17 protein-coding genes and 2 pseudogenes are annotated in these 17,991 nt (G+C 64.0%); 10 read left to right on the top strand and 9 right to left on the bottom strand.

Annotation, left to right across the window (positions count from 1 at the left end; translation table 11 throughout):
* Window positions 1-33: 33 nt before the first annotated feature.
* Window positions 34-2,031, top strand: coding sequence for an acetoacetate--CoA ligase (locus tag LKE06_RS22975; RefSeq protein ID WP_228001431.1), 1,998 nt, complete (start codon window positions 34-36; stop codon window positions 2,029-2,031).
* Between the two features lie 205 nt (window positions 2,032-2,236).
* Here the strand turns inward: LKE06_RS22975 and LKE06_RS22970 are convergent, their stop codons facing one another.
* The gene (locus LKE06_RS22970) at window positions 2,237-2,929 is read right to left on the bottom strand and encodes a GntR family transcriptional regulator (protein WP_228001430.1); all 693 of its coding nucleotides are present in this window, start codon (window positions 2,927-2,929) and stop codon (window positions 2,237-2,239) included.
* 103 nt (window positions 2,930-3,032) lie between these two features.
* Window positions 3,033-3,506: an Lrp/AsnC family transcriptional regulator gene (locus LKE06_RS22965; RefSeq protein WP_228001530.1), complete on the bottom strand. Its 474-nt coding sequence runs from the start codon at window positions 3,504-3,506 to the stop codon at window positions 3,033-3,035.
* A 261-nt stretch (window positions 3,507-3,767) separates the two neighbouring features.
* Between LKE06_RS22965 and LKE06_RS22960 the strand changes: the two genes are divergently transcribed.
* From LKE06_RS22960 to LKE06_RS33300, 4 genes and pseudogenes are all read left to right on the top strand, one after another.
* Window positions 3,768-6,116 (top strand): thiamine pyrophosphate-binding protein, encoded by a 2,349-nt coding sequence (locus LKE06_RS22960; RefSeq protein WP_228001429.1) that lies wholly within the window; start codon window positions 3,768-3,770, stop codon window positions 6,114-6,116.
* A gap of 30 nt (window positions 6,117-6,146) precedes the next feature.
* Entirely contained in the window at window positions 6,147-7,289 is a 1,143-nt protein-coding gene (locus tag LKE06_RS22955) for a 2-oxo acid dehydrogenase subunit E2 (protein ID WP_228001428.1), read from the top strand.
* Between the two features lie 26 nt (window positions 7,290-7,315).
* The gene (locus LKE06_RS22950) at window positions 7,316-7,777 is read left to right on the top strand and encodes a DUF3263 domain-containing protein (RefSeq protein ID WP_228001427.1); all 462 of its coding nucleotides are present in this window, start codon (window positions 7,316-7,318) and stop codon (window positions 7,775-7,777) included.
* A 21-nt stretch (window positions 7,778-7,798) separates the two neighbouring features.
* Window positions 7,799-8,002, top strand: a pseudogene (locus LKE06_RS33300) (acetolactate synthase large subunit); the annotation flags it as partial.
* A gap of 58 nt (window positions 8,003-8,060) precedes the next feature.
* Here LKE06_RS33300 and LKE06_RS22940 read toward each other — a convergent pair.
* The 5 genes and pseudogenes from LKE06_RS22940 to LKE06_RS22920 form a co-directional block, all read right to left on the bottom strand.
* Window positions 8,061-8,348, bottom strand: a complete 288-nt coding sequence (locus tag LKE06_RS22940; RefSeq protein ID WP_228001426.1) for a hypothetical protein — start codon at window positions 8,346-8,348, stop codon at window positions 8,061-8,063.
* A gap of 179 nt (window positions 8,349-8,527) precedes the next feature.
* Window positions 8,528-8,992, bottom strand: a pseudogene (locus LKE06_RS22935) (4-hydroxy-2-oxovalerate aldolase family protein); the annotation flags it as partial.
* On the bottom strand, window positions 8,922-9,668 hold the full coding sequence (locus LKE06_RS22930; protein WP_372477418.1) for a 2-keto-4-pentenoate hydratase: 747 nt from the start codon (window positions 9,666-9,668) through the stop codon (window positions 8,922-8,924). The pseudogene LKE06_RS22935 and the gene LKE06_RS22930, both read right to left, overlap by 71 nt.
* Before the next feature lie 258 nt (window positions 9,669-9,926).
* A complete protein-coding gene (locus LKE06_RS22925; RefSeq protein WP_228001425.1) occupies window positions 9,927-10,898 on the bottom strand; it encodes an alpha/beta fold hydrolase in 972 nt (323 codons plus the stop codon).
* A gap of 36 nt (window positions 10,899-10,934) precedes the next feature.
* Window positions 10,935-11,945 carry an amidohydrolase family protein gene (locus LKE06_RS22920; protein ID WP_228001424.1) on the bottom strand — a complete coding sequence of 337 codons (1,011 nt, stop codon included), beginning with the start codon at window positions 11,943-11,945 and terminating at the stop codon, window positions 10,935-10,937.
* A gap of 213 nt (window positions 11,946-12,158) precedes the next feature.
* Between LKE06_RS22920 and LKE06_RS22915 the strand changes: the two genes are divergently transcribed.
* Complete coding sequence (locus LKE06_RS22915) at window positions 12,159-12,959, top strand: IclR family transcriptional regulator (RefSeq protein WP_228001423.1); 801 nt, start codon at window positions 12,159-12,161, stop codon at window positions 12,957-12,959.
* Between the two features lie 100 nt (window positions 12,960-13,059).
* Here LKE06_RS22915 and LKE06_RS22910 read toward each other — a convergent pair whose 3' ends face one another.
* A complete protein-coding gene (locus LKE06_RS22910) occupies window positions 13,060-14,124 on the bottom strand; it encodes a DODA-type extradiol aromatic ring-opening family dioxygenase (RefSeq protein WP_228001422.1) in 1,065 nt (354 codons plus the stop codon).
* Window positions 14,121-14,405: a hypothetical protein gene (locus LKE06_RS22905; protein ID WP_228001421.1), complete on the bottom strand. Its 285-nt coding sequence runs from the start codon at window positions 14,403-14,405 to the stop codon at window positions 14,121-14,123. Before LKE06_RS22905 ends, LKE06_RS22910 begins: the two co-directional genes overlap by 4 nt.
* Window positions 14,406-14,968: 563 nt before the next feature.
* Here LKE06_RS22905 and LKE06_RS22900 point away from each other — a divergent pair.
* The 4 genes from LKE06_RS22900 to LKE06_RS22885 are packed head-to-tail and all read left to right on the top strand — an operon-like array spanning window position 14,969 to window position 17,974.
* On the top strand, window positions 14,969-16,279 hold the full coding sequence (locus LKE06_RS22900) for an aromatic ring-hydroxylating oxygenase subunit alpha (RefSeq protein WP_228001420.1): 1,311 nt from the start codon (window positions 14,969-14,971) through the stop codon (window positions 16,277-16,279).
* A 4-nt stretch (window positions 16,280-16,283) separates the two neighbouring features.
* Window positions 16,284-16,805, top strand: a complete 522-nt coding sequence (locus LKE06_RS22895; RefSeq protein ID WP_228001419.1) for an aromatic-ring-hydroxylating dioxygenase subunit beta — start codon at window positions 16,284-16,286, stop codon at window positions 16,803-16,805.
* A 39-nt stretch (window positions 16,806-16,844) separates the two neighbouring features.
* Window positions 16,845-17,189, top strand: a complete 345-nt coding sequence (locus LKE06_RS22890) for a non-heme iron oxygenase ferredoxin subunit (protein ID WP_228001418.1) — start codon at window positions 16,845-16,847, stop codon at window positions 17,187-17,189.
* Window positions 17,186-17,974: an SDR family oxidoreductase gene (locus LKE06_RS22885; protein WP_228001417.1), complete on the top strand. Its 789-nt coding sequence runs from the start codon at window positions 17,186-17,188 to the stop codon at window positions 17,972-17,974. The genes LKE06_RS22890 and LKE06_RS22885 overlap by 4 nt, the downstream gene beginning before the upstream one ends.
* The last annotated feature ends 17 nt before the right edge of the window (window positions 17,975-17,991 follow it).

Below are 17,991 nucleotides of genomic sequence, written 5' to 3'. Positions count from 1 at the left end.
TCGGGTACGACACGGCGGAAAGGAAAACCGAGAATGACTGGGGCCGACCGAGAAGTCCTGTGGACCCCGACGCCGGATCGTGTCGCGGCCGCCCGCATGACCCACTACCAGCGGTGGCTGGCGGTCGAAAAAGACGTGCACACCGAGGACTTCGCCTCACTGTGGCGGTGGTCGGTCAACGACCTCGAAGGGTTCTGGTCCTCGATCTGGGACTACTTCGACGTGCTGGCCTCCGTGCCACCGCAGGCCGTGCTCACCGACGACGCCATGCCCGGCGCGGCATGGTTCGCCGGTAGCCGCCTGAACTGGGCAGATAACTTGCTGCGGTACGCCGACGCGCCCGGCCCGGCCATCATCTCGGTCGACGAAACCGGCACCACCGCGCAACTCTCCCGTGCCGAGCTGGTCTCCCAGGTCGCCAACCTCGCCGCCCACTTCCGTGCGATCGGCATCCGGCCCGGCGACCGGATCGCCGCCGTCCTGCCGAACATCGGCGCCGCTGTCGTCTCGGTCCTGGCCGCGGCGAGCGTCGGCGCCGTATGGTCCTGCTGTGCACCAGATTTCGGCGTCAAAGGCCTGGCCGACCGGTTCGCGCAGATCGAACCGACGGTACTGATCGGAGTGGACGGCTACCGGTTCAACGGTAAGCAGATCGACCGGCGCCAAAATCTGGCCGAACTGCGCCGGCACCTGCCGACGGTGCGCGAAACCATCCTGGTCACCAACCTCGGGCTCGGTCCCGGTGACGAACTGGTCGACGCACTCGACTACGCCGACCTCGTGACCGGCGATGCCCGGCCACACTACGAACAGGTACCGTTCGACCATCCCCTGTGGATCCTCTACAGCTCCGGCACCACCGGCCTGCCCAAAGGCATCGTCCACTCCCACGGCGGGATCCTGCTCGAAGCCCTCAAAGCCAATGCGCTGCACTATGACCTGGGCGCCGGCGATCGGGTGTTCATCGCCGCCAGCACCGCATGGGTCGTGTGGAACATGCTGGTCGATGCGATGGCGACGGGCGCCACCATCCTCACCTACGACGGCAGCCCCACCTACCAGCGCACCGACCACCTGTTCGAGATCTGCGCCCGCTCCGGCGTGACCCGTTTCGGTACCGGTGCGGCGTATCTGACGCTGTGCGAGAAGGCCGGGTCCCGGCCCGGGGCCGACTTCGACCTGGGCGGGCTGCGATCGGTCATGTCGACCGGCTCCCCGCTTCCCGATACCACCTGGCGGTGGATCTACCGATCCGTCGGCGCCGATGTGCACGTGGGATCCGACAGCGGCGGCACCGATGTCGCGACCGCCTTCGTCGGCGCCAACCCGCTCAGCCCGGTCGTCACCGGCACCCTGCAGGGTCCCTGCCTCGGCGTAAACATCCAGGCCTGGAACGACGCCGGGCAATCGGTCATCGACGAGGTCGGGGAAATGGTGATCACCGCCCCGATGCCGTCGATGCCGATCTCGTTCTGGAACGATCCCGGGGGCGACCGGTACCGCGACGCCTACTTCGACCACTATCCAGGTGTGTGGCGCCACGGCGACTGGATCACGATGAAATCCGACGGCTCCTGCATCGTGCACGGCCGCTCGGACTCCACCATCAACCGCGGCGGGGTCCGCATGGGCTCGGCCGACATCTACCAGGCTGTCGAGGCCCTACCCGAAATCGCCGACGCCCTCGTCATCGGCGCCGAACTGCCGGACGGCGGCTACCACATGCCGCTGTTTATCGTCCTACGCGCCGGCTACCACTTCGACGACACCCTGGCCGACAAGATCCGCACCGCGATCCGGCACGAAGTCTCCCCTCGCCACGTCCCCGACGAAATCCTCGAAGTCCCCGCGGTCCCGACCACCCGCACCGGCAAACGCCTCGAAATCCCGATCAAGAAACTGATCCAAGGCGTATCCGCCGACACCGCGGTCAACCGGGCCACCGTCGCCGACGTCACCGCTCTGGACTGGTACATCCGCTACGCCGAACGCTTCCACAACCATCCGTTCGATACGCCGGCCACATCCTGACCCGCACCAAGTCGACCGAGGCCGAGTGGAGGAACACAATCTGATCGCGGTGCTCAAGGCCATGAAGAGAGACCCGACCGCCGCACGCAGAGGCCGGTGTCGTCGCCGGCCAGATGTGGCTGTCGGCGCGCCATCAGCCAGGGCACAATTTTCGCCGGACCAAGTAGCAGCGGCGCCAGGATACGGACGCCGCAGACGTCTTCGACTACGGCGCAATGGGATCCAAGGCACGCACGGCGATCCGCTCGTTGTCCGCCAGGTGCTTGCGGGTCGCGGCAGCGACCTTGCGTGCGTCGCAAGTACGCGTGGCCAGCAGCAGTTCGTGATGGGCGCACCAGCGGCGATGCGGTTCGTCTGGGTCGCTGTCACGTCCGGCGAACGCCAGCCGCACATACCGCTCGGCGGCATGCCAGAGCCTTTCGAGGATGCGGACGTCCCAGGTGGTGGCGGCAGGGCGCAGCAGTTCCAGATGGAACGCGTGGTGGGCCTCGTAGATCTCGTCGATACCCGAGGCCGCGTCGGCGAGCATCGCGAGGTGTCCCTCGATGCGAGCGAAATCCTCGTCCCGCAGCAGTGCGGCGGCGCGCCCGGCGAGTTCGGGTTCGATCCGGCGACGCAGCCGGTAGATCCCGTGCACATCGTCATGCGACAGCGGTGCGACCATCGCGCTCTTGCCGGGGCTGGTGATGACCAGTCCTTGTGCCTCGAGGTCGCGCAGGGCTTCCCGGACCGGTATGAAGCTGACGCCGAGTTGCGCGGCGATCTCGCGCAGGGAGAAGGACTGGCCGGGTCGTAGCCGGCCCGCCAGGATCGAGCGCCGGATTTCCTTGGCGACCTGCTCCGGCACCGACGTCGGTGTCAGCGGTCGCACGATTTCGCCCCCGGCCGTCACGCTCATGACCCACTCCCTGTCCCGCTACAACGTCCGATCCGCGGTCAGCCTGATGTTATAACAGCTGCTCGGCCGTCATGAAGGCCCGTCCTCAGCGAACGAGGGATCATCAGAGAAGCTGCCGCGCCAACTGCCCGGTGCGATAGTCGACCATCCGGCGCATCACCAGGGCCGTATTGGTCCGCCTCACCCCCTTGATGCCGAGAATGTCCCCGGCCACGCGATAAAGGTCTTCGGCATCGCGCGCGACCACCTGAATCAGCAGGTCGGCCACACCGCTGAGCCCGAGCACCTCGAGCACCTCGGGGATCTCGTCGAGCGCGGCGGCGACCTCGACGAGTTTTCGCTGGGTGACGTTGGTCAGGATGTAAGCCTGCAACGGATAACCCAGCACCGCCGGATCAATACGCCGCTCGAAGGACTGCAACGCGCCGGATTCCTCGAGTTTGGCCAGCCGCGCCTGAACCGTGTTGCGCGACAGCTTGGCCGTGTCGGCCAGGGCGATCGCGGTGGCCCGCGGCGCCTGCGACAGCGCCAGCAGCAATCGGGCGTCGATCTCGTCCGCCTGGTGCGTGGTTGTCATGATGCCCACCGTTCTTCTCGGTCCTTCGCCGCTCGTGTGCAATCTGCTCACGCCGGGCCTCGGGTATTGCGCAGCCCTGAACCGCCTGCTCAACTGTTATAACACCTTGGCAGATCGGGGTCGCTGACACCGCGCATCGGTTCACCCACCCCGCCCCACCCGTCGCATCGGGCCCACCGGTTCCGCCGCACAGGTGATTCACACACCCCGCCGCAGTCGCATGCTGCGCCGACGCAGCATCCTGCACGCAAGGAGAGGTCCATGAACCACACGCCCGTTGCCCCCGAGATCAGCTCCGTGGCCTCCGGCACTGCCGCCGATCCGGACTTCGACGCCCTTGAGTCGATCGAGCGCCGGCTGCTGTGGCTTTCCACCTCGATCATCCACCACGCCAACCGCGTACGCCCCAACCCGACCGGCCTGAAAGTCGGCGGCCATCAGGCCTCGTGCGCCTCGATGGTCTCGATCATGACCGCGCTGTGGTTCGAACAGCTGCGCCCCGGTGATCGGGTCTCGGTCAAACCGCACGCCTCACCCGTCCTGCACGGGATCAACTACCTGCTGGGCGAACTCGACGAAAAGTATCTGACGACACTGCGCGAGTTCGGAGGCCTGCAGTCCTACCCCAGCCGCACCAAAGACCCCGATACCGTCGACTACTCCACCGGATCGGTCGGCATCGGAGCGACCGCACCGATCTGGGGAGCGATGGCACGCCGCTATGTCGACACCCATCTCGGCGCGACCGGCTCCGGTCGCCAGTACTCCTTGGTCGGGGACGCCGAACTCGACGAGGGCGCGGTTTGGGAGGCGATCCTCGATCCCGGAATCACCGAACTGGGCGAGGTCGTGTGGATCGTCGACCTCAACCGCCAATCCCTGGACCGGGTGGTGCCCAATATCGCCGCGCGCCGGCTCGAGAAGATGTTCGATGCCGCGGGTTGGCAGGTCATCACCGTCAAGTTCGGCCGACTGCTCGAATCGCTGTTCGCCCGCCCCGGCGGCGACGCGCTGCGCACCCGCATCCTCGAGATGGCCAACCCGGAGTACCAGCGGCTGCTGCGATGCAGCGCCGAAGAAGTGCGCACCCGGCTGCCCGGCACTGGGACCGGCAGTGATCAGATCGCCACGCTCATCGCCGATCTGGACGACGAGACCCTCACCGCCGCAATCCGCAACCTGGGCGGCCACGATCTGCCCGCGCTGATCCAGGCCTACCGGCAGATCGACGACACCCGCCCGACCGTGATCATCGCCTACACCATCAAGGGTTACGGCCTGCCCACCCAGGGCCACCCGCAGAATCATTCCGCGCTGCTCACCGTCGACGAGTACACCCGGTTCGCCGAGGGAATCGGACACGACCCGCGCAATCAGTGGCAGCGGTTCCCGGCCGATTCCGCGGCCGGGCAGGTGTGTGAGACAACCGCGGCGTGGCTGCACCGCGATCCGGTGCCCGCGCTGCCCGATATCACAATCCCCACCGAATTCGGCCGTATCCCCAAAGGCACCTCCACCACCCAGGCCGCGCTGGGACGGGCCCTGCTGGATCTGACCCGCGCCGCCCCCGAGGCCGCACAGCGCGTCGTGACCGTCAGCCCCGATGTCAGCTCGACCACCAACCTAGGTGGCTGGGTCAACAAAGTGGGGGTGTGGTCGCCCGACGAACGGCACAACTGGTTCGCCGACGACGCCGAAACCATCATGCACTGGAATGAACGGCCCACCGGCCAGCATATGGAGCTCGGCATCGCCGAAACCAACCTCGTCGGCCTGATCGGTGAACTCGGCGCCACCTGGAGCCGATGGGGACAGCCGCTGTTCCCGATCGGTGTGCTCTACGACCCGTTCGTCGAGCGTGCACTCGAACCCTGGTCCTACGGTATCTACGCCGGCGGTCAGTCCATCCTGGTCGGCACCCCCTCCGGTGTCACCCTCGCCGCCGAGGGCGGAGCCCATCAGTCGATCAAAACGCCCTCCATCGGCCTCGAACAGCCCGGCTGTATCAGCTATGACCTGGCCTTCGCCATCGACGTGGAATGGACCCTGCTCGCCAGCCTGGCGCAGATGGGGCGCCCCGACGGCAGCTCCGCCTACCTGCGGCTGTCCACTCGCCCCGTCGACCAGACCCTGGCGGACGTGCCCGCTGATCCGGCGGCCCGGGAACGGCGCAGGCGGCAGGTCGTGGCCGGCGGTTACCCGCTGATCCGGCGCGAAGGCGCCCAGCTGACCATCGTCGCTATGGGTGCGCTGATGCCCGAAGCCCTCGCCGCCGCAGAGCGTTTGGCGCAGGCCGGAGTGCCCGCCGACGTCGTGTGCATCACCAGCCCCGGGCTGCTGTTCGAAGCTCTGCAGGCCCGGCAGGGCCGCGGCGCCGGTGCGAGCTGGATCCTCGACCAGCTCTTCCCCGCCGACCGTGCGACTCCGATGGTCACCGTCCTGGACGGCCACCCTCACACACTCGCGTTCCTCGCCGGAATCAACCAGGTGCGCAGCACTGCCCTCGGCGTCAGCAAGTTCGGGCAGGTCGGCTCGCTCGACGACGTCTACGGCTATCACGGCATCGACACCGACAGCATCGTGCGCGCCGCGCTCGACATCCTGCCCTGATCCGGACCGACCCAGGAGCCCGCTACCCCCATGACCACCGACCAGATCGCAGCCGCTACCACGGTGCACATGCCCGCCCTCGGCGAGAGCATCGAGGAAGGCACCATCACCCGCTGGCTCAAAGCACCCGGCGACCGTGTCGAGGCCGAGGAACCCCTGCTGGAAGTCGCGACCGACAAGGTCGACACCGAGATCCCCGCTCCGGTCGGCGGAGTACTCGACCAAATCCTCGTCGAGGAGGACAGTGTCGTCGCGGTCGGCACAGCACTCGCCACCATCGCGACGGACTCCGGCGCCGCCTCGCCCTCACCGGCCCTACCGGCCCCACCTCCGCCGCACCTTCCGGCGACCGCACCGGAACCACCGCCTCGGTCTCCGACTCCCGATCCCGCACCCGAGGTGAACTCACCGCCGCCCCCGGCCACGCCGGATCCTGCCCAGCCCGTCGCCGCCGTGTCCGGCGCCACGGCCGAAAAGCTGCCTCGGATCCGCCGGACCATCGCCCAGCGCATGGTCGAGTCACTGCAGATATCCGCGCAGCTCACCAGCGTTCTCGAGGTCGACGTCACCGCCATCGCCGCCCTGCGCGCGCAACACAAGAACGAGTTCCTCGCCCGCACCGGCGTGAAGCTGTCCTTCCTGCCGTTCTTCGCCAAGGCGGCGGTCGAAGCGCTCGCCACCCACCGGATGCTCAACGCTTCGCTCAACCCCGAGATCACCGAGGTCACCTACTTCAACCACGTGCACCTCGGAATGGCCGTCGACAGCGACAAGGGCCTGATGGTGCCGGTCATCCGCGATGCCCACACCCTGACCATCGCCGGGCTCGCGCAGGCGATCGCGGACAAGGCGGACAAGGTGCGCACCGCCACGATTACCCCGGACGAGCTGGGCGGCGGCACCTTCACCCTCACCAACACCGGAAGCCGCGGCGCACTGTTCGACACCCCGATCATCAACCAGCCCCAGACCGGGATCCTCGGAACCGGCGCCGTGGTCGAACGCCTGGTCCCGTCCCGCCGCGACGGGAATCTGACCATCAACGTCCGATCCATGGCCTACCTCTCGGTCTCCTACGACCACCGTATCGTCGACGGCGCCGACGCCGCCCGCTATCTCACCGCAGTCAAGCACAAGCTGGAAAACGGTTTCAACGCACACGATTTGATTTGACCCGATGGGAAGCGAGCGAATCGCCCATGACTCCGGACGAACACTCGATGCTGGAGTTCGCCACACGGTGGCACCGGTTCGACGGCGGCGACGAATACATTCGCCCCACGTTCGGAATCACTCCGCCTGTCTTCTACCAACGCCTGCTCTGGCTGCTCAACACCAGCACAGACCACGGTCTCGACCAGCCGACCTGCCGCCTGGTGCGCCAGCTCTGTTTCGCAAGCTCGCCGTGCACCAACCCGAGAACGACAAGCACTCAGCGAGACGCTGAACCCACACCACCCACATCGAAAAGCGACTGCGCACAACGCTATCCGCCGCGCCACCACGAGCCCGATGCGCCACCCCCGCATCCGGCCCACCCGTGCTGCTGGGCCGACGCCCGCACCCGCACGAACTACAGCTCACGAGGCTCCCGACTACCAGTCACCGCCACCGAATCCGCCGCGGCCGCTCCCGGCACCCGCGGAACGGTCGACTACTGAGGTATTCACGTGAGTCACACTCTGTCCCATCACCGGCCACGGTCCGCCGAGGCTTCGCACCGGCCACTCACGCCGCCGGCACCGGCGCCACCTCTCGGCCCCGCTCATCAAGGTCTCGAAAAGTTGACCGGCGCCCAGGCCGTCGTCCGGTCGCTGGAAGAACTGAGCGTCGAGGTGGTATTCGGCATTCCCGGCGGTGCGATTCTTCCCGTCTACGACCCACTGCCACAGCAGTAGACCAGATTGTCGAGGCGCGGGGTGCCCAGTATCGACGGGAGGTCGATCATGCCCACGTCCGCATCACTGTGGACCTGGCCCCGGCCCGGGTGGTGGGACTCCATCTCTCCTGCGGTGTGGAGTCGCCGGCTGGCAGACTGGTGACCGCGTAGACGGTCTCGCGGGTCCTCTTGCGGGTCTTGCGGTTGACGCGGGTGCGGGTCACGCGCAACGCCTGCACCGCACCGGGGAACCCGATGCCGGCGGCAATCTCGGTTGTCTTCAGGGTGCGGGTGTCGCGGCGGCCGTGGGTGGTGCTTGGTGGCGGTGGCAGCGACGGGGACGTCGCCGACACCCTGCGGTACTTGATCCATCATGCCAACCTCGCCCGCGGCACCGACTCCGCCGCGGCCATCGTGAACCCGGCCACCGCCGGACCGTTGATCACCGCGTTCCGCCCTCCAACTTCGGCCGCACGCGGGGATGTCCCAGCCCACCGGCTCAGCCAGGACACCGACCTTGCACCAACGCCGCTCAGTCTGCCCCTCGAAGGAGGTCGAGGACGATGTCGACAATCATGTCCTCCTGACCACCGACCATGCCGCGTCGCCCTACCTCAACGAGAATGTCTCGCGTGTCGATCCCATACTGTGCCGACACTCGCTCGGCGTGCCGAAGGAAGCTGGAATAGACACCGGAGTATCCCAGTGTCAGTGTCTCCCGATCAACACGAACCGGGCGGTCTTGGAGCGGGCGGACGATATCGTCCGCAGCGTCCTGTAGCGCGAACAAATCGCAACCGTGCCGCCACCGGAGGATGTTCGCAACAGCGATGAATGCTTCGATAGGGCAGTTTCCGGCCCCTGCACCATGCCCCGCGAGCGACGCGTCGACGCGAGTTACGCCCTCCTCCACTGCCACAATCGAGTTAGCTACGGACAGCGACAGGTTCTCGTGGGCGTGGATCCTGATCTGGGTCCCAGGGTCGAGAACATCCCGGACGGATGATCTTCATCATCAGGTCGGATCCGATGTTTCCCGATCCGACTATCGCGACCTTCGTCGTCATTTCGTCAATCCTCCGCACAGTGAATGCTGTGGACGGATCGCTCATAGCCGGTACATCCGGCCCACAAAATCCGACCGACACAGTTCCGAGTCCGTCCAACGATGCGGTGTAAATGCCACCTGAGACCGCTGGGACCATCGGTCCCAGCGCACCGGACAACACGACCTCACCAGCTCGCAGGGGTGCTCCGAAGTCCTGGCACGTTCGAGCGAGCCACAACACTGCGGTGACTGGATCGCCCAAGCAATCGGCCCCACTCCCCTGGCTCACCACGGCCCCGTTGCCGTCGACCAGCTTCATGCCGACCTCGGCAAGGTCGAGGTCGTCCAGCAGGACGGGCGCTTGTCCGAGCACGTAGAGTCCGCTCGAGGCATTGTCCGATACAGTGTCGACAAAGGTGATGTCCCAGCCCGCGATTCGGCTGTCCACGATCTCCAATGCCGCAACCACATGATCAGTCGCGGCACGAACTGCTTCCTCATCGAGGCCCGGCCCGGACAGATCGGCCCTCAGGACGAATGCGACCTCGGCCTCCACCTTCGGCTGCAAGAGCCGTCCGAGGTCGACCATCGCCCCGTCGGCCACCGCCATGTCGTCGAAAGGCACTCCGAAGTCGGGCTGATCGACTCCGAGCTGGTTCTGGACCGCAGGCGAGGTCAGTCCGACCTTGCGGCCCACAATCCGACGTCCTTCGGCCAGAGAAGCCCGTGTGAGGATGTTCTGAACTGCATAGCAGGTCGCGGCGCTCCCGTCCGGAAGGACGTCGCGGACAGGAGCGCACGGCACACGGGTACGAGCCGACTCGAGCAGCTACTTCGGTAGCTCTGTATCCGGCATGGACATTCCTCTGTTGTCACGAACTGGTCAGCCGCGCTTGATCAGCGGCAACTCGGGCCGGCGATCGGATACGCCCGCCTTGTCGGCGAGCTCACCCGAGACTGTCCCGGTAGCGAAAAACTCGGCAAATATCGGATTGAAGATGTCCGGACGGTCCGTCTGTCCCTGATGGCCACAATCATCCGGGTAGAAGAACTGCACGTTAGGAAGGTGATCCTCCTGCAAGTACCCCCACTCGACGGGAGTGAGGATGTCCTGACGTCCGTACAGGTAGATTCCGGGGATGTTGATCCGGTCCAGTCGTCCCTTGGTGGTCAACCGGGCCGCTCGGTTCTCATCAGTCCACGGAATAATGTGTCGGTACTGGAGCAGAGTCGGCCAGAACAGGGCATGCGCTTCGAGGCGCTTGCTGGCCGACAGGTAGCGCATCTCGACCAGGTCGTCACTGATGGCATCGGTGCGATGGATGATCGCCTCCATCATCGATCGCATGCCGTCGCGGGTCCCGTCATACGCAGTCATGTGGAACTGCCCCTTAGGAGGCGCAATCTCCTCTGGCACAACGTTTCCCACGTCTCCAGCAATCAGAGCGAAGCTTGCGACCCGATCGGGCCGCGACACCATGTAGTTGACGGTGTTCATGCATCCCATCGAGTTACCGGCCAGGTGGAACCGGTCAAGACATAGAGCGTCCACGAACTGGGCGATGAAGTCGACAAAACTCTCCATGCCGTTCGGCCAGTACTCCCTCCGCAAATCCGACAGACCGAACGCCGGCATATCAGGGCAGTAAACGCGGAAGCCTTTCTCGGCGAGGTACGGCGCCATATAACGCCAACCGGCCAGACCTGAAGACCCGGGAAGTCCACCGTGGAGCAACACAACCGAAGGGCCGTTGTCGCCGGCTGTCATGTAGTGGGCCTGGGATCCGTCGGCAAGTCGCACCCAGCGGCTCGCCATACCTGGCACGCCAACCAGGTTCTCGTCAGTCAGAGGCATGAGGGTCACATCCTTTGGTCACGTTGAGTAGGTACTTCACATCTCGTCCATGAGCCCGAGAAACTCGAGCGCATTGATGGCGAGCGCATAGGGGCCGGCTTCCGCCGGAAGTACACCGGATTTCCGGGCCTTGTCGATGGAAGCCATCGACTTGCGCATCTGGTCAGGAAAGAAAGGTGCGTCGCTTCCCAGTACCAGTCGATTCACCCCGAACCGGTGGACGAGAAGCCGCAGATGTTCATCGTCGAAGACAAGTGTGTCCGCATAGAGGCGCCGCACCAGCCGATCCCACACCGCTGGGTCGCCTACAGAGTGCATGGCGGCCGCCGTCCGCAACCTCGGATAGGCCCAGGGGAAGGCGCCGCACCCGTGTGCAAGCGCCACTCTGAGGTGCGGATATCGCTCGAGTACTCCGCCGAAGACCAGCGCTGACGCTGCAATCGCGGTGTCGGCCAGCATGCCAAGGCCGAGATCGAATGGCTGCCCTGACCTGCGGACAACCCCCTGACCGCCGAAGACCGGATGCACGAATATCGCCGCACCGAGGCGATCGCACGCTGCCCACAACGGGTCGAGTTCTGGCGAATCCAGATCGAAATCACCGATCCTCGTACCGATTTCGATCCCGCGCAAACCAAGCTTCAAGCACCGACTAAGCTCTGCAACTGCCTCCTCCGCATCCGCCAGCGGTAGGCAGCCGAGGCCCCGCAGCCGTCCACCGGACCTGTTGCACGCTGCCGCTATCGAGTCGTTCACTCGCCCTGCATAACCGGGCTCGGCATCAGCCCGCCACGCGTGCTCCATCACGACCGGCACCGGCGAGATCACCTGATGGGAGAGACTGGCCTCATCCATCCGACGCAGCCGCTCGTCGACATCCCACAGCTCTCGCTGGACGACGCGGAATATCTTGTCGCCAAGCATGATTCGACCACCTTCGTCGGTGTCGACGACCAGTCGCGGAGCATCATGGTCGCAATCCGTTACATCCGAAAGGTCGACCCCCAGGTAGTGCGCGTGGACGTCGACTGCCGTCGCAGGGGGCATAAGACTTCTTTCGGTTGAAGGTGCATTTGGCGTGGTCACGCTTTCCTTGACGGACGCTAACCATTGTTATGCGCCGATGTGGGCCTGGTTTCAGTGGCCGGAACTGGCAAACTCGGCTGCACACTTTGTGCGCTGCATCGGGCTATCATGATGTGCTGCAATGTCGCAAGCTGCTGTTCGCCGCTGAACAGCGAGGGGATACTGGTGAGTTCCATGTACGAGCAACTGTCGGACACCGATGATCAGCCTGCGTCGATCCTGTCGAAAGCGTTCAACGTTCTCAGTGTTTTCAATGCCGACCAACGAGTACTCACGTTGACGGAGATCGCACGAGCGAGCGGCTTACCGAAGTCGACGACTCACCGGCTTCTTCGTCGACTGATCCCTCTGGGCGTCATCGAGTCGCACGGTCAGGGCTTCAAAATCGGCTTACCAATGCGACGGCTCGCGTCCGCTATGCCGATCGAAAGTCTTCGCGAGTCCGCTCTGCCGCACCTCGGATCGCTACACCGATGGTCCGGCCGGCATGTACACCTGGGCGGCTTACGAGGCGATCGAGTAGTCTTCGTGGAGCGCTTCCTCGTTCCCGGACACAAACTTCCATCAGCAAGCCCTGGAATGGACCTGCCAGCGCACGCCAGCGCACTGGGGAAATCGATGCTCGCGTTCGTCACTGATCAAGAGTTGGAAGCGGTCCTGGCGAAGCCCCTGGCAGCCCTCGCGCCTAATACGGTCACTGATCCGAAAGACCTACTCACCGAGCTTCAGAACGTGCGAAGTCGACGGGTTTCCGTGGCACGTGGCGAATCCCACGTTGATGTGACCTGTGTTGCGGCACCTATTCTGATTAGGGGTCGAGCCGTTGGGGCAATATCGGTATCGACCACAGCAAACGACAATGCAGTCGATCGTGCGCTGATAGATGCGGTTCGCGTAACCGCTGACAGGATAAGCCGAGACAATCAACGCATTCTGGCCCAAGGAAACGAGATCTGGTTCCCCGGAATCGACTGATGCACAGGGAAGCCGGCCGGAGCCGGCCGGCTTCCCGCTCCGGCCGGCTTCCCGCTCCGGCCGGTGCCAGCGGCGAAAGGCGCACAGCCGGATCGCCACATCAGCCGCTGTAAACGGCGAAGGGCTTATTGGAGTTGAATACGCTCGTGGTGACGAGCGTCGACCACTCCCGCTCCAGCCCAAGCTCCTGTATAGCACCGATCAAGCAGAACCAATTCAGAATTTCGTGCTGGCCAGATTCGATCACCTCAACGGTCGTCGTCGAGGTGAGCTCCTCGTACCGTTCCTCAACGAGAAGCTTGTAAAGTCGCTCGTCCGCCGGGGTGTCGGGCCGGATATGCCAGAGCGAGTCGGCAAGAAACGCATGCGACCAACTCGATGACGCGACAAAAGCTACCCGCAAGTCGCTGTCCTTGAAAAATCTCGCGATGGCACGCCCGACTGCCACGCACCGAGCCGGAGTCGGACCAGATGGATCGAGTGTTTCGTTACGAATATCAGCGAAGCGAGCCAGGCCACCCTTCCGGGCAATTGCGTGTTGGCCGTAGCAGTTCACCGTCACCGGCAGTAAACGGTAGGGGAACTCCGCGCCGGCGTGGTCATAGTCCAAGAACAGTTGCGTGTTCAGTATTGCGTGCGGAAAGTGCGCCCCCGCACGCTTGCGATATGAGTAAGCCATGTCGACGCCGTCGCGAATCAGTCCATCAGTGAGCGCGCGGGCACAATCCGCATCTCCACGTAGGGTTATCTCGAAGTCGTCGGGAAGGCCCCAGACGTTTGGGCTTCCGCGGTCGTTCATTACCTCGAACGCTGGTACCTGAAGATCGTCGTAGGCGAGTACACAGAACGGCGGAATCACTTCTTCGCGGAAGTTCTCGTACTGATCATCTCCCCATACCACGATCACGTCGGGTTGGAATTCGTCAATTGCTGCGCGGCATTTGCGCAGACCTTCCAGAAGGCGAGCACGATGCACTGCAGCAGATCCTCTCCCCTGGTCTTCCCCCCATTCTTCACGCATCGATTCCGGCCAGTTTTCCAGATCCTTTTCAGCCTGAGGGATATCGGGGTCGGTCAGCGTCCAACGGAGCAACCCCGCCATATGATCGTCGGTGCCCGCAAGCAACGGGTAATGGGTCATGCCGATACCGAGAAACTGGCTCACCTGTGTACCTCTCCGTGGAAGGGCGGGGAAGCAGGTTCGGCCGGAGACCGGCCAAGCAATGCCTCGCCATGTGAAACGGGCATCACCACAACGTTCGAGGTGCCGAAGTGCGTCCAGCGGACCCCGTCATCGTCGGGTTCACGCGGAAGGATTTCAATTGTCGTGAACGGTACCCCGTTGGGGTCGTGCGTCCCGACGATGATGTTGACGTCGCAGCCCACCGACCGGATATGGAGGATCTTGTCCGGGCCATCGGGTGTGTCGTGGTCAACGATGCGCATCTGCACTCCGTGACTGTGAGGCGTGTCCGAGGCCTGGGGGACCCCGCTCCGCGTGAAATGGGAAACGAAGTGCCGACGCTAGTGCCCTCGAGCGGCTCGCGCGTAGATCGTTCCGCTGCCTGGAACCCCGAGTGGAAATGGGGGCGCAGCGTCACTCGGTTCCGGCGGCTGGAACCACGTCCCACGACAGCTCTCTGGCCTCCTACTGTCGGTGCACTGCCGAGCATTCTCTGCGCTCGGCGAGGACACAAGAGGGCAGATACATGAGCTCGCCAACGACGGCGCCCACCGATCGTCGGACTGACCAATGTGCCGTTGATTTCGGGAACCGATGCTGCGTCGGCAATGTCGATCCCAAAGGAATCCCGCGTCAAGAGGGGGCGGCCACAGCGGAACCTCCGGCTGGTGACAGCCATCCCGAACTCCGCAAAGCCGCAGCATGTTGATACTGCACCAGCCATGACGTTCGCCGGCGACAGCGCCTTGGCAGCCGCCACGCCTTGAACCCCACCCGCCCGGGCCGCGAGCGCGGCCCGTACCTCCGAATGAAGGGAGTCGACGTCGTGCCCACACCATACGTAATCGACAACCGCAGGGATTCACTGTTCCAGATCGACAGGGAGGTTTTTACCTCACAGGAGATCTTCGAAAAGGAACGCGACCTGATCTTCGCCGATGCCTGGCTGTATGTGGGTCATGAATCGGAAGTCCCCAACAACAACGACTTCCGGACCCGGGATGTCGGAGGACGTTCGGTGATCTTCAATCGCGATCGGCACGGAAGTGTCCGGGTACTGCTCAATACCTGTCTGCACCGCGGTGCCTCGGTCTGCCGGCACCCGCGAGGCAATCAGAAGATCTTCACTTGCTTCTATCACGGGTGGGCCTACCGCAACTCGGGGGAATTGGTCAATGTCCCGGCCGGAGAGGACTACGCGACCGCACCGGCCGACGTCTACGGTGGACTGCGGTCACCGCGGATCGACTCGTACCGGGGTTTCTGGTTTTTGAACTTCTCCGATAGTGCACCTGATCTGCGCACATGGCTGGGAACTTCCGCATATCTACTGGACCTGGCAGTCGACCAATCCGAGGACGGCATCGAGATCCTCGAGGGCTCGCACAACTACACCATCAACGCCAACTGGAAACTCCTCGTAGAGAACAGCGTTGACGGGTACCACGCGAAGTCGGTACACCACACGTACTTCGAGATGATGATGGAGCTCGGGCAAACTCCACCGATGCTCGGCGACGGCACGATCAACGGCATACCCCCGGCCGGCGTCGGTACTGAGTTCGGCAACGGACACGCAACACTGCTCTACCCGGGTAACGGTCTGCCGCTGGCCAACGAGAAGGTCGCGCAGAACCTTGCCGAATTGCGAGGCAAGGCGGTGGCCAAACACGGCGAGTCGTATGCCTCCGCACTGTTCAACATTGCACGCAATTCGATCTTCTTCCCGAACTTCGTGCTCATCGATCTGAACTTCGGCATGGTCGTCCGAACCATCATGCCGCTGGGCCCCAATCGCACGCACGTGACCAGCTGGCATGTCGCGCCGCGTGGCTTGGACCAGGAGTCGCTGCAGTACCGCATCGACAACGCGCTCACCTTCTGGGGCCCTGCGGGCCTAGCCACGCCGGACGACGTCGAAGCCCTCGAGCAGGCACAGCGGGGATTCAGCACCCGACGAGAGGTTCCTTTGTCCGACATCTCCAAGGGCATGGGTAAGGCACGGCCCGCTGCCAACGACGAACTTCAGATGCGGGCGTGGTGGCGGCAATGGAACTACGTCATGACAGGCGAACAGCTCCCATGCGAGGTCGACGAGCTCGTCCCGTTCGAAACCCGCGAGAGCCAGGAGGCATAGGCGCATGACGACCACAGAATCAGTGATCACTGCAGTGCGACCAGTCAGCACAATCACGCGCTCCGAGGTAGAGGAATTCCTCTACCTCGAGGCAGCACTGCTCGATGACTGGCGCCTCGAGGAATGGGTGGAGCTGTTCACACTCGACTGCATCTATGAGGTACCGGCAACCGACTCCCCCAACTCCGACCCGGGTCTGACCTGGTCGCTGATCCATGACCGGCGGACCATGCTCGAGCAAAGAATCATTCGGCTCAAGAAGCCCGAAGCACACGCAGAGTTTCCGCACTCACAAACCAGCCGAATCGTCGGCAACGTACGGATTACTGATCGGCTCGAGCAGTCGTTACTTGTCGCGGCGAACTTCATCGTTTCGCGCATGAAAGCAGGAAAGTTCGATCAGTATGTCGGCCGGCACTACTACGAACTTGTGCCGGCTGCAGAGGGTTTCCTGATCCGGCGAAAGAAAAGTGTTCTCGCACACGATCGGTTGGATCCTCAGGGAAAGATCTCCTTCGTCCTGTAGGGCCGACCACACGCCACAAGAATGAGAGGAGAGAACACGATGGGTCAGGAATCTGCTGTGACACAACGGATGTTCGCCTGCGAGGTAGACGACCTCGATGACGGCGACAGTATGACCGTCAGGACCGACGGCGAACCCGTTGCCCTTTACAGGATCGGCAACGAGTTCTACGCGACCGCGGACACCTGTACACACGAAAAATGGTCGCTGGGCGAGGAAGGTGATCTCGATGGATTCGAAGTCACTTGCACGCTGCACAATGCCCGGTTCGACGTCCGCAACGGTAAGGCACTGTGCTTCCCAGCGACCGTCAACCTCGCGCGCTATGCGGCGACGATCGAGGACGGCAAGGTGTATATCTACCCAGCGGATGTGTCGGCATGACCGGAGAACGATTCATCAACAGGGTTGCCGTCGTCACTGGCGGTGCGAGCCCGATCGGCTTCGGAATCGCTGAGAGACTTGCGGCCGAAGGCTCTCAGGTCGTACTTGGTGATTTCGACGAAGGCCGGCTGAGGGTGCTCGGCGCCAAGCTGGAGGCCGGCGCACCCGGCCGAGTACACGCAGTGCTCGGGGATCTGAGTGATCGTCCGGACGCATCGGCGCTCGTCGACGCCGCAACCGAACGTTTCGGACGGCTCGACATACTGGTCAACTGCGCCGGGGGTGGGGTCATCCGCCGAACCTCTGAGCACACCGAGCAGACACTGCGCGCGACGATCGACCGCAATCTCTGGACAACCTTGTACTGCACCCTCGCGGCTCTACCAGTCATGGCCGCGAGCAGGTACGGACGGATCGTCAATGTCGGCGCAGAATCCGTCCGTAACGGTCTGTACCGGCATGCCATCTACAACGCGGCAAAGGGCGGCGTGCACGCCTTGGCGACAGGGCTGGCTCGGGAGTACGCCGAACAGGGCATCACCGTCAATGTCGTTGCGCCAGCATGGATCACCACACCCGAGGCCGATGCGCGAATCGCGGCGGCGTCCGAAACCGAGCAGGCAGATTGGATCGCATTCACAGACCAGATGCGCGAGACAATCCCGATGCGTCGGCCGGGCACTGTTGCCGAGGTGGCTGCGACCGTCGCTTTCCTCGCCTCGGAGGAGGCATCGTATATCACCGGTCAGACACTCAGCGTCAATGGCGGCAGTTCGATGCTCTGAATACCTCCCCCACAATT

Origin of the sequence: Nocardia australiensis, assembly GCF_020733705.1 — a bacterium.
In the GTDB taxonomy this organism is placed as follows: Bacteria; Actinomycetota; Actinomycetes; order Mycobacteriales; family Mycobacteriaceae; genus Nocardia; species Nocardia australiensis.
The sequence above is the reverse complement of the archived record's forward strand: the minus strand, read 5'-3'. Positions and strand labels throughout refer to the sequence as shown.